The organism is Streptomyces sp. NPDC043996 (assembly GCF_056435225.1).
This window is the reverse complement of the sequence record NZ_JBWKEY010000002.1, coordinates 367,780-379,341: the sequence shown is the minus strand read 5'-3', so window position 1 is coordinate 379,341 and position 11,562 is coordinate 367,780. Positions and strand designations below refer to the sequence as shown.

Genomic DNA, 11,562 nt, shown 5'->3' with positions numbered 1-11,562 from the left:
TGACTCCTCCGCGTACGACTACCGACAGCAGAACGGACGATCAGACATGACAGTTGCCGACGGCAGTGACCTCTGGCTCCGCCGGTTCCACCCCGCGCCGGACGCCCCGGTCCGGCTGGTGTGCTTCCCGCACGCGGGCGGATCCGCCAGCTTCTACTTCCCCGTCTCGGCCGCGCTCCACAACGACAGCGAGGTGGCGGTCCTGCAGTACCCCGGCCGCCAGGACCGGCGCAACGAGCCGCACGTGGACGACATCGGCGAGCTCGCCGACCGCATCGCGCCGCTGGTGGCGCCGCTCTTCGACCGGCCCGTCGTGTTCTTCGGACACAGCATGGGCGCGATCGTCGCGTACGAGGTCGCGCGGCGCCTGAAGGAGCAGGGGCACACGCCCGCCGCCCTGTTCGTCTCCGGCAGGCGCGCCCCGTCGACGCACCGCGAGGAGAAGGTCCACCTGCGGGACGACGACGGGCTCATGGACGACGTGAAGGCCCTCAGCGGCACCGACACGCAGGTCCTCGGCGACGAGGAGATCCTGCGCATGGTGCTGCCCGCCATCCGCAGCGACTACCGGGCCATCGAGACGTACGGCCCCGAGAACGGCACCGTCGACTGCCCCATCACCGCGCTGATCGGCGACGACGACCCGAAGGCGACGGTCGAGGAGACCGACGTGTGGCGGGCCCACACGACGGCCGCGTTCGACCTCCAGGTGTTCGCCGGGGGCCACTTCTTCATCAGCTCCCGCGCGGCGGAAGTGATCGCGGTGCTCCGTGCGGGGCTGCGCGGCGCCGTGGCCGTCGGCTGAGCGGACGGCGGGGGCAGGCCGAAAGACAGCGTCAGCGTCGCCGTCCGGCCCCCGCCTCAGAAGTCGTGGCGCACCCGGTCCGCGCCCAGGCCCCGAGCGACAAGCCCGCGCACGGTGGCGGCCAGGACGGGCGGGCCGCTGACGAAGACCGGCCCGCCCGAGCGGCGCGCGCGCCCGGCCACCGCGTCGGCGAGGGCCTCGCCCCCGGCGGCCTCGCCGAGCACGGGAACGGTGCGCAGCCACGGGCAGCGGCGCTCCAACGCGGCCACGGCCGCCAGGTCGTACAGCTCGTCCCGGGTGCGCGCGCCGAGGAACAGGTGCGCGCCGCGCCCCGGCCGGGAGCGCCGGGCCAGGTCCTGGAGCAGGGCCTTGGCCCCGGCCCAGCCGGTGCCGGTCGCCGCGATCACCACGTCGTGCGGCGGGTCGCCCTCCTGGAACGTCATCGTCCCCTGCGCGGGCCCGACGCGGAGCGCGTCCCCGACGCGGGTGCGGCCCACCAGGGCGTCGCTGACCCCGCCCGGACGGGCCCGGCGCACGTGGAACTCCAGCTCCCCGTCCGCACGGGGAGCGCACGCGAGGCGGAACGGCCGCCAGGCACGCGTCAGCAGGGGCGACTCCAGCAGCGCGTACTGACCGGCACGGTACGGATACGGCTCGGCGGGCGCGACCCTGAGCACCGCCAGATCCGGTCCGCGCCGCTCATGACGCGTCACGGTGACGTCCCAGAAGGGCCGTTCGGCCACCGCCTCCTCCGCGCCCCGCACCATCGCGGCCACCGCCCGCCGCAGCATGCGCCGCCAGGCCTCCTCCGCACCCTCGCCCCACACGGCGCCCCCACGCCGCCGCAGCGCCTCCACCAGCGCCGTCTCGAACACCTCGTAGTGCACCGGGCGCACCCCCAGCTTGCGGTGGTCGCGGCCGAGACGGGCGCAGAAGACGGCCACCTCGTCCGGGCGGTCCAGATGGTCGACCAGAAAGCGGAAGGCCCGCTCCAGATGGGCCCGCTGGAAGGCCATCGACTCGGGGAAGAGCCCCCGCAGATAGGGATGCCGCTCGAACAGGGCCGCGTACAGGTCCGAGATCAGCCGGTCGAAGGGCGTGACGAACGGCAGGGTCTCCACGATCAGCCGGTGGTCGTCCGCCTCCTCGCGCGGGAGGCGCGGGAGGCGCGGGAGGGGAGCGCCGGGCGGCGCGGTCGCGGCCGGGTGCTCGGGCCCCAGCAGGCTGCGCCGCAGCCGCTTCGCCTCCTGCCGGGAGAGCAGCGCGCGGTACTCCTCGTACTGGTCAGCGGGATCGGTCTGCACTGCGGGGCCTCCTGGCGGCGAGGGACGAACACGCCCTCTCCGCAGGGCAGGTGCCGACGCCGAGGGCGAGGACGGCGTCCGGGAAGCGGAGCGCGTACGGGGGAGGAACGCGGCGCTTCCCGGCCGCCGTCACATGATCGCCGGTGGGGCACCGGGTCGGGATAGGGCCGAACAGCCCCCGCGCGGGCCCGTCGATAGGGTCCAACGGCCCTCTTCGTACGCCGTTGACCAGCAAGGACGCGGGGCGGACTCGGGGCCGTACGCTACGGAGCACCGACCGACTCACGCCGATCCAGGCCTGCTCAGGAGTTCCCCCCCATGCCCGACGCACCGCCCCAGGCGCCCGCGCGCCCGCGGCTCGACGTACCGGACCGCGTGCACCGCCTGCTCGACGCCGTCATGAACCTGGGGCACGGCCTCGAACTCCCGCAGGTCCTGCGGGACATCGTGGAAGCGGCGGTCACGCTCGCCGACGCCGAGTACGGGGCCCTCGGCGTGATCGGCGACGGCCGCCGCCTCTCGCGGTTCCTGCCGGTGGGCATGGCCGACGACCTGGCCGCCCGCATCGGCCGGGCGCCCTGCGGACGCGGCATCCTGGGCGAACTGATCAGCAATCCGGCCCCGTTGCGCCTGACGGACCTCGGCCGCCACCCGGCCAGTTTCGGCTTCCCCGCGCACCATCCGCCGATGCGCACCTTCCTCGGGGTGCCCATCCGGGTGCGGGACGAGGTGTTCGGCAACCTCTACCTGACCGAGAAGCGCGGCGGCGCGGGGTTCGACGCCGACGACGAGGCCGTCCTGACGACGCTCGCCCACGCGGCCGGAGTGGCCATCGACAACGCCCGCCTGTACCACGAGAGCCGCCGCCGGGAGCGCTGGCTCGAAGCGCTCAGCGAGATCACCGCCAGCCTGTTCGCCGGGACCGCGTCCCGCGAGGTGCTGCGCCTCATCGCGCGCCGGGCGAGCGAGGTCGCCGACGCCGACCTGGCCGCCGTCCTGCTCCCGGCCCCGGCGGGCGGCGACCTGCTCACCGTGGCGGCGGCGCACGGCCCCGGCGCCGAGCGCATGGAGGGAACGACCCTGCCCGCGCGCGATTCCCTCGCCGGGCTCGCCGCCCGCGAGCGCGAGGCCGTCGCCACCGCCGACGCCGAAAGGGACCCCCGCGCGTATCCGCTCGGCGCCCCGGCGGCGCACGGACCGACCATCGTGGTCCCGCTGCCCCAGGGCGCCTCGGCCCCCGGCGCCCTGCGCCTGAGCCGGCGCAAGGGCCGCCCCGCCTTCGACGCCACGGAGGTGCCGCTGGTCTCCCGCTTCGCCGACCAGGCCGCGATCGCCCTCGAACTGGCCCGGCACCGCACCGAGTCGGAGGAGCTCGCCGTCCTCAAGGAGCGCGACCGCATCGCCCGCGACCTGCACGACCTGGCGATCCAGCGGATCTTCGCCACCGGCATGACCCTGCGCGGCGCGACGCGCGTGGTGGAGCACCCGGATGCCGCCGAGCGCTTGGCGCGGGCGGTGCGGGACCTGGACACCACCATCCAGATCATCCGGTCGACCATCTTCGAACTGCGCTCCGCGGGCGATGACCGGGGCGGCGCCGGACTGCGCCGCCGCCTGCCCGAGACCGCCAGGATCGCCGCCCAGTCCCTGGGATTCAGCCCGTCGCTGCGGATCGACGGGCCCGTCGACTCCACCGTCCCCGCCGCCGTGGCCGAGCAGGTGCTCGCCGTGGCCGCCGAAGCCCTCAGCAACATCGCCCGCCACGCCCGGGCCCGCCGCGCGGACGTGGTGCTCGCCGTGCCCGCCGCCGGGGACTGCCTCACGCTCACGGTGACCGACGACGGGGTGGGCCTCGCCGCGGCGGGCGCCCCCACGGGGCGCGACGGCGGTCTGGCCAACCTGCGCTCCCGGGCCGAGCAGCACGACGGGAGCCTGACCGTCGAGCGCCCGGCCGAGGGCGGCACCCGGCTCGTCTGGCGGGTGCCGCTGTCCGCCGACTGAACGGCCCCTACCGGTGGGCGTCCCGCTGCTCTCGCAGCCGTTCGGCGAGCACCGCGGCCTGGACGCGGCGGCCGACGCCGAGCTTGGCCAGGATCGATGAGACGCGGTTCTTGACCGTCTTCTCCGCGAGGAAGAGCCGGTCGGCGATCTGCCGGTTCGTCAGCCCCTCACCGATGAGCGCCAGGATCTCCGTCTCGCGCGGGGACAGCAGCTCCAGCTCCGGGGAGAGCGCGGGTTCGGGCTCCGGGCGTGGGCCGCGCAGCCGCGCCATGACGCGGGCGGTCGCGCGGGGATCCAGCGTCGACGCCCCGCCCGCCACCGTGCGCACGGCGTCCACCAGGTCCGATCCTTCGATCCGCTTGAGGACGTATCCGGCGGCCCCCGCCATGATCGCGTCGAACAGCGCCTCGTCGTCGTCGAACGACGTCAGCATCAGACAGGCGAGGTCCGGCATCCGGGCCCGCAGTTCCCTGCACACCTCCACGCCCGCGTGGTCGCCGCTGCCGCCCTCGCCGAGCCGCACGTCGAGGACCGCGACGTGCGGCCGCGCGGCGGGAACACGGGTGAGCGCCTCGCGGGCGTCGGCGGCCTCCCCGACCACCACGAGGTCGGGTTCGGCCTCCAACAGGTCCCGGACGCCCCGCCGGACCACCTCGTGGTCGTCGAGGACGAAGACCCGCAGCGGCGGGGCGGGAGGGGGAAGGGGGCCGGTATGTATACGTACGTCCACGGGCGACCAGCCTACGGGCCGGTAACCCTGCCCCAGCCCCCAGCCCTCACGTCACAGCCCTCAGCGCGAGCGGGACGGCGCGCCGCAGTACTCGGCGTTCATGACGTCGATGAGGGAATCCCCGTTCCAGTCGCCGTTGAAGTTGAACGCGAACTGGTGGCGGCCGTCCTCGGTGGTCGTGGCCAGGGACAGCCACCCCACCATGCCGCCGCCGTGGCCCCAGACGCCGGTGCCGCAGCTCGTCTTGAACCGCTGGAGGCCGAGTCCGTAGGCGGTGTTGGGCGATTCGGGGTTGCTGACGGTGGTCTTCATGGCCTTGAGCTGCTGCGGCGGCAGCAGCTTCCCGGTCAGCAGGGCGCGGTAGAAGCGGGTGAGGTCACCGGCGCTCGCGACGATGTCGCCGTCGGCCCAGCCCTGCGAGCCGTTCATCTCCGTGATGTCGTCGATCCGGTCCGGCCGCGCAGGGAAGAGCTTGGAGTAGCCGCGGCTGCTCGGCCGGGGCAGGTGGACGCCGTTGCCGGGGTTGGTCGTCTCCTTCAGCCCCAGCGGCTTGATGATGCGCTCGCGCACCTCCTTCTCGTACGTCCTGCCGCCGGTCCTCTCGATGATCAGCCCGGCCAGGACGTAGTTGGTGTTGGAGTACTCGTGCCGGGCGCCGGGCTTGAACACCGGCCGGTGTGAGAGGGCCACCTTCACGTGCTTGAGGGGCGGCAGGGTGTCGTAGCGGTGCTTGAGATAGCCGTCGCCCTGGAGGTACGTCGCGTTGTACTCGGGGTCGGCGAGGTAGTCGAACACGCCGCTGGTGTGGTTGAGGAGTTGCCGTACGGTGATCGCGCGGCCGTCGTTGCCGTTGCCCCGGATCAGACCGGGCAGATGGCGCTCCACGGTGTCGTCGAGGTCGAGCCTGCCCTCGGCCTCCATCTGGAGCAGGACCGTCGCCACGAACGACTTGGTGATGCTGCCGACGCGGAACTTGTCGTCCTTGCCGCGCGGCGCCAGCGTCTTCCGGTCGCCCACGCCCGACGCCGCCTTCCAGACGCCGTTCGCGTCGCGCGCCTGTGCCGTGACGCCGGGGACACCCGCCTGCACGGCCGCGTCCATGGCGTGCTGGGTCGCTCTGTGGCCGCCCCCGGGAGCCGTGTCCCGCGCCTCGGCGGGCCCCGTGAAGGCGGTGGCCGCGAGGGCGGCCGCCATGAGCCCCACCACGCCGGCCCTCGTGCTCTTCCGTCGCTCGCGTAACGTCGTCACCGTAGTCATGCCGCACTCCCTGGAAGCCGTCTGCCGTCGACCGGACGCCGTACCGGTGCGGGCCGTCGCACGCCAGGGCCGGTGCCGCGCGCGTGACGGACGGGCCGCCCGAGTACCAAGACCGCCGCTGGGGCCGGACTGGTTGAGCGGCGCGTCCCGCGAACCGGTGGGGACGGTGTCCGCCGCGGCCCGCGCGCGGGCCTCAGATGTAGCCCGCGCGCACGGCGTAGGCCACCGCGTGGGTCCGGTTGCGCAGGTTGAGACGGGAGGTCAGGTTGTGCAGGACCTTCTTCACCGTCCGCTCGGAGTAGGCGAGTTTGGCGGCGATCTCCCCGGTGTCCAGGCCGTCCGCCACCAGGCGCAGGATGTCGACCTCGCGCGGCGCGAGACCCACGGGACCGGCGCCGGGCGGTCCTGGAGCGCGGTTCTGGAGCTGTCCCATCTGGGTGATGAGCGTGCCGAGCAGGTCGGCGGGAAGGTCGGCGTCACCCCGCCGGGCGGCGAGGACGGCCCGCAGCAGGCGCGCCGCGGTGGCCTCGTGCCGCCAGACGATCGAGGTGACGCCGCACCCGGCGAGATCCAGAAGGTCGGCCTCCCGGATCCGGTCCACTACCAGGGCCACCCGGACGCCCTCGTCGTGGACGAGCCGGCGCAGGCGCGCGCGGACCGCGTCGTCGACGGCGCAGATGAGGAGCAGGGCCACCTCGTCGGGGCCCTGGCGGGTGCCGTCCGACAGTGCTAACTCCGGGAACTGGCGGAGCAGGCTCAGCGCTCCCGCCTGGGAGATCGGGTCCGAGGCGTGCACGGTCACCCGCACCCGCGGAGTTGCCGTCGCGTTCTCGACGCTCTGCTGCACGGCTCAAGCCCCTTCTGCCTCCACGCCGTCGCCTGGCATGGCGGCAGGTCACGGCCGGTTCACCGAGGGCGCGCCCCGACCGGCTGCCGCGTCCCGCACAGCGCGGTGTCGTCTGTTGCCGTACTCAAGGATGAACGCTGACGCTGACGTTCCGCTGACGTTCCGCTGATGTCCGGTTCCTTTCGGTCACGAACGCCGCGGAACGATCAGATCCGGCCTGCTTCGGGGGGTGCGGGTTTCGTACGGGCGCGGGTGTCCGCGCGGTGTTCACGCCGCCCGGGCGCTGAGGGTCGCCCGGTGGTGGCGGGGCGCGTCGACCTCGTCGAGGAGCGCGAGCGCGAAGTCCGCGTAGGTGATGCGCTCGGCCGGGTCGGTGTGGTCGGCGACACGGTACCGGCCTGTGGGCGTGGAGTCGTGGTCGAAGTCGCCCGCGGGGGCGACGTAGGCCCAGTCGAGGCCGCTGGCGCGCAGTTCGTCGAGGCCCGCCGCGTGGCCGAGGTAGAACGAGCGGTACTCGTTGGGGTAGCCGGGCTCGTCCATCAGCGGAACGCCGGACGCCCCGGGCAGGATCGACGCCAGGCCGACCACCACCAGGCGCCGCACGCCCGCCTTCGCCAGGCCGGTGGACAGGGCGCGGGACGAGGCGGTGAAGAAGCCGTCCGGCGCCACCGACAGGTCCACGGCGGCGCTGAGGGCGGCGTCGTGGCCCGCGGCCGCCCGCTCCACGGCGTCCGCGTCGGTGACGTCGCCCGCCACGAGGCGCACACCGGCCAGGTCGCCGTGCCCGTGGCGCGCGGGGTCGCGCACCACGGCGGTGACCTCGTGGCCGCGCCGCCGCGCCTCGGCCACGGCCCCGCGCCCGGCGCGACCGCCCGCTCCGAAGATCACGATGTTCATGACGAACCGCCTCTCACCAGGGCCGGAGCCTCGTGCCCGACCGCTGCGCCGACGTTAACGAGGGCCGTGGTTACCTCCTGGATACCGGCTATCGTGAGCGTCATGAAGCAACCCCTGCCCGCCGACATGTTCGACGAGCTCTGCCCGTCCACGCTCAACCCGATCCGGTTCGGCGACAAATGGGCGGCGCTCGTGATCCGCTGCCTGGAGCAGGGGCCGCGCCGGTTCTCCGAACTGCGCGTCCCGCTGGGCCGCGTCACCCCCAAGGTCCTCACCCAGTCGCTGCGCTCCCTGGAGCGCGACGGTCTGGTCAAGCGCACCGTCCGCGCCGGGGCCGCCCCGCACGTCGAGTACGAGCTGACCGCGCTCGGCCAGAGCATGCTCGCGCCGATGGCGGTCGCCTGCGCCTGGGCCGAGAAGCACTGGGACGAACTGCTGGACGCCCGGGAGGCGTACGACAGCGCCACCCGCCTCGACCAGGTCGGATGACGCCGCGTCGCTACCCGGGGAACCGGTCGAGGTAGGCGTCGGCGCCCGCCGGGTCGAGCAGCCAGTCCCGGTACGTGAGCGGGTCGGCGTAGCCGTTGGCGAAGCGGTGGGCGACCTCCGGGTGCGCGAGGGCGGCCCGGATGATCCGCCCCACGTGCTCGGGCTGCGGCTGACGCAGCATCAAGTCCGTGAAGGCGTGCGTGTGCCGGGCGGTGTCCCAGTACGCGGCGAACGTCTCGCGCATCCACGCCTCGTCGAAGGGCCGCTCGCCGCGTTCGACGATGGCGGTGAGGTAACTGGCCGCCACCCGCGCGGCGTTGTTGGAGCCCTGCCCGGTGATGGGGTCGTTGACGGCGACCGCGTCCGCCATGCCGAGCAGGGCGGCGCCGTCGCCCACGCGCGCCACGGGATGGCGGACCACCGGGGTGATCGCGCCGTAGAGGGCGGCGCCCGGATCGGTCGGCTCGGCCGCGCGGAAGCGCTCGTACTCCCACGGCGCGTACGTCCGCAGGAGCTCCAGGCCGCGCCGCAGCCCGTCCGCCGGTGCGGGCCGGTCGCCCCAGCAGTCGTACGGGCCCTCCCACTTGCCCTCGAACAGCAGGATGTCGCAGGGCCCGCCCACCGTGAGCGCCCGCAGCACGATCACGTCACCGGCCGGGGGCACCCCCGTGGTCCGGACGTACGAGGCGGCCGGGTCGGACTCCTCGTGGGCGCCGCCGTTGACGTAGAAGCAGGCGAGGCTGCGCTGCGGCCGGTCGTAGACGGACTGGGCGGCGTCGCGGCCGAAGAGCGCGGAAAGATCGCCGCGCCCGGTGGCGAGCACGGTCAGGTCGTGCCGGGCGGCGAGCGCGGCCACCTCGGCGGGCCCGACCGAGCGGTACTCCACGCGCCCGCCCCGCTCCTCGAACAGCTCCAGCCAGGCGGCCAGCTTCACGCGCTGGTCCACCGAGCGCACCTCGGCGTCGAAGGGCGCGGCGAACCGCGCGACCGGAACGTCCGGTTTCCCCTCGGGGTCCCAGTGGCTGAGCTCGAAGCCCGGCATCACCGGCGTGACGTCGTCCCAGAGCGCGAGCCCCGCGTCCCGCTCGATCCGCAGCGTCGGCCCGAACATGAGCTGCGTCGAGGTGACCCGGCCGCCCCGCACCTCCTCGGGCCGCCGCTCGGCGACGAGCGTGACCCCGTAACCGGCCGCCAGGAGCCCGAGCCCCAGCTGGAGCCCCGCCTGTCCCGCACCCACGATCGCGATCCCGCGCATGTGTCCGTCCTCCCGCTCCCGCACCGGCCCGACAGGTCTAGTGGTACCTGCGGCAGCCGAGCCCCGCAGGTGAACGGGGCCCCTTCACCCGGATGCCCTGGCGGTGGCTTCGCATTGGAGCGCGGGGGCACGAGGGCTGTCAACGGGGCGCGTCGCGCGCCGGGCCGTACCGGCCGCAGGGCGCTGGCCGGGAGGGCAGGGGTGGGGCACCGGTGCCGTCGGCGGCCCGGCGAGCCATACTGGTCGGGCCCCGATCGCCTACAGAACGGCTCCATGACCAAGAACAGCAGCTCCTCGGACACCGCCCCCGACACCGTCTGGCTGGCGCGCGGGCGCCACCTCGGGCCCGAGCCCGACCTGGACGTGCGGCGCAACCTGATCGCCCTCAAGGCGGCCGGGGTGCTCGACGACTTCCTGGAGCTCGACCCCGCCGAGGCGGCCCGCTCCACCGTCCTGCACCCGCGCGACGAGACCGCGGACCCCGGCCCTTCGGCCCGCCGCGTCTTCGAGGCACGCTGGCACGCGGCCGACGACGTCGTGGTGCGCGCGCAGCTGACCCTCTACGACCCCGAGGGCCGCCGCAAGGAGGGCGAGGGCGTCACCTGGATCCTGGTCGCCGAGGCGGAGCGGGCGTGGGACGTGGAGTGGGCCTCGCCCGCCACCATGCTCTGGCCCGACAGCGACCTGGTCGAATGGGACCACGACACGGCGGCGGACGTGCGCTTGCGCGCGACGAACCACCTGCCGAAGGACGACGGCGAGCTGCGCCGCCGCCTGCGGGACTGCGCCCGGCAGAGCTGGTTCGTCCACGTCGTCGTGCACGAGGCGATGACGCCGGACGAGGCCGGGCGGCAGCCGCTTTCGGCGTTCCTGCCGCCGGGCCTTCGCCACCGGGTGGTCGAGCACCGGGGCACCCCCGAGCAGGCGCAGATCGCCGACTTCGCGATGAAGCGGGAGCTGAACGTCCGGATGCCGCGCGGCGGCGCGGTCGTCCTGCCGTCGACGCCCGGGGCCGAGGGCTACGACGCGGAGCGCTTCACCGTGCGCAGCGTCTTCCTGGACGGCTCGGAGCCGACCGAACTCATCGACAGGATCGAGGAGTTCGCCGCGCTGCCCCGGCCGCTGCCCGCCGGGGCCGGGGCGGCCCTGACGCGGCTGCGCCAGGGCTGGCACCTGCTCACCCCGCAGGAGGAGCTCGCGCACGCCCAGGACATGGTCACCAAGTACGCCGAGGCCCTTGAAGCCATGACGAACTCCCGTGACCTGTACCGGGAGGCGGCCGAGGCGGCCCGGGAGGCGCTGGCCGAGGCGGGCGGCGGCGACGGCGCGGCCGGGGCGGCGAAGGCGGAGGGATCCCGGCTGAGCGCCTTCACGAAGGCGTTCGGGCGGTTCCGGGACTCCGGCAAGTAGCGCGAGCCGACCGGCCACGGCGACGCGCGGGCGCGCGGTCACGCGGGCGGCGCGGGGCGGTCACGAGACCGCGCAGGGCCGTCCCGTGCGCCACGCCGTGGTGGCGGTCGCGATCACGCCGTCCAGGCGGTCGCGGGTGTCCTTGAGGTCGTCGATCCGCCCGTCGATGCGGTCCCGCTCGGCGGACAGCCACGCGATGAGCTCCGGCGTGGCCTCTCCGGTGACGACGCAGGGCAGCAGCTCGCGGATCGACTTGCTCGGCAGCCCCGCGCCGTACAGCCGCTGGATGAGCCGGACGCGGTCCACGGCGTGGGGGTCGTACCGCCGTTGGCCGCTCGGGCTGCGCTCCGCGCGGAGCAGTCCCTGCTCCTCGTAGTACCGCAGCGAGCGCACGCTGACGCCGGTGCGGGTGGCGAGTTCACCGATGCGCATGCCGTCTCCAGGGGTCGTGCACCACCGCGAGGTGACCGCTGTGGCGCGCATCACCTTGCCTCTGACGTCAATGTCAGGTTTTAGCGTAGCCGACGAACGGGCCAGGAGCCCCCTGGCCCGCGCCGGTGAGAGGAA

The 11,562-nt window shown here is 74.3% G+C and carries 11 protein-coding genes; 4 read left to right on the top strand and 7 right to left on the bottom strand.

Annotation, left to right across the window (positions count from 1 at the left end):
• The first annotated feature begins 46 nt into the window (after positions 1-46).
• Positions 47-805 carry a thioesterase II family protein gene (locus tag AC07A4_RS06115; protein WP_478593630.1) on the top strand — a complete coding sequence of 253 codons (759 nt, stop codon included), beginning with the start codon at positions 47-49 and terminating at the stop codon, positions 803-805.
• Positions 806-861: 56 nt separating this feature from the next.
• Here the strand turns inward: AC07A4_RS06115 and AC07A4_RS06110 are convergent, their stop codons facing one another.
• Complete coding sequence (locus tag AC07A4_RS06110) at positions 862-2,109, bottom strand: globin domain-containing protein (RefSeq protein ID WP_478593627.1); 1,248 nt, start codon at positions 2,107-2,109, stop codon at positions 862-864.
• Between the two features lie 318 nt (positions 2,110-2,427).
• Between AC07A4_RS06110 and AC07A4_RS06105 the strand changes: the two genes are divergently transcribed.
• The gene (locus AC07A4_RS06105) at positions 2,428-4,110 is read left to right on the top strand and encodes a sensor histidine kinase (protein WP_478593625.1); all 1,683 of its coding nucleotides are present in this window, start codon (positions 2,428-2,430) and stop codon (positions 4,108-4,110) included.
• Positions 4,111-4,117: 7 nt separating this feature from the next.
• On the opposite strand, the gene AC07A4_RS06100 is transcribed toward AC07A4_RS06105, so the two are convergent.
• The 4 genes from AC07A4_RS06100 to AC07A4_RS06085 form a co-directional block, all read right to left on the bottom strand.
• Positions 4,118-4,840 carry a response regulator gene (locus tag AC07A4_RS06100; RefSeq protein ID WP_478593623.1) on the bottom strand — a complete coding sequence of 241 codons (723 nt, stop codon included), beginning with the start codon at positions 4,838-4,840 and terminating at the stop codon, positions 4,118-4,120.
• A 60-nt stretch (positions 4,841-4,900) separates the two neighbouring features.
• The gene (locus AC07A4_RS06095) at positions 4,901-6,097 is read right to left on the bottom strand and encodes a serine hydrolase domain-containing protein (RefSeq protein ID WP_478593621.1); all 1,197 of its coding nucleotides are present in this window, start codon (positions 6,095-6,097) and stop codon (positions 4,901-4,903) included.
• Between the two features lie 193 nt (positions 6,098-6,290).
• Positions 6,291-6,944, bottom strand: coding sequence for a helix-turn-helix transcriptional regulator (locus tag AC07A4_RS06090; protein WP_478593618.1), 654 nt, complete (start codon positions 6,942-6,944; stop codon positions 6,291-6,293).
• 267 nt (positions 6,945-7,211) lie between these two features.
• Positions 7,212-7,841 (bottom strand): NAD(P)-dependent oxidoreductase, encoded by a 630-nt coding sequence (locus AC07A4_RS06085; protein ID WP_478593617.1) that lies wholly within the window; start codon positions 7,839-7,841, stop codon positions 7,212-7,214.
• A 102-nt stretch (positions 7,842-7,943) separates the two neighbouring features.
• Here AC07A4_RS06085 and AC07A4_RS06080 point away from each other — a divergent pair, with 102 nt between their 5' ends.
• Positions 7,944-8,330 (top strand): winged helix-turn-helix transcriptional regulator, encoded by a 387-nt coding sequence (locus tag AC07A4_RS06080; protein ID WP_478593614.1) that lies wholly within the window; start codon positions 7,944-7,946, stop codon positions 8,328-8,330.
• A gap of 10 nt (positions 8,331-8,340) precedes the next feature.
• Here AC07A4_RS06080 and AC07A4_RS06075 read toward each other — a convergent pair whose 3' ends face one another.
• Positions 8,341-9,585, bottom strand: a complete 1,245-nt coding sequence (locus AC07A4_RS06075; protein WP_478593611.1) for a styrene monooxygenase/indole monooxygenase family protein — start codon at positions 9,583-9,585, stop codon at positions 8,341-8,343.
• Positions 9,586-9,858: 273 nt separating this feature from the next.
• Here AC07A4_RS06075 and AC07A4_RS06070 point away from each other — a divergent pair, with 273 nt between their 5' ends.
• Positions 9,859-10,995 (top strand): hypothetical protein, encoded by a 1,137-nt coding sequence (locus AC07A4_RS06070; protein ID WP_478593609.1) that lies wholly within the window; start codon positions 9,859-9,861, stop codon positions 10,993-10,995.
• Between the two features lie 60 nt (positions 10,996-11,055).
• Here the strand turns inward: AC07A4_RS06070 and AC07A4_RS06065 are convergent, their stop codons facing one another.
• Positions 11,056-11,427, bottom strand: coding sequence for a MerR family transcriptional regulator (locus AC07A4_RS06065; RefSeq protein WP_478593606.1), 372 nt, complete (start codon positions 11,425-11,427; stop codon positions 11,056-11,058).
• Between the last annotated feature and the right edge of the window lie 135 nt (positions 11,428-11,562).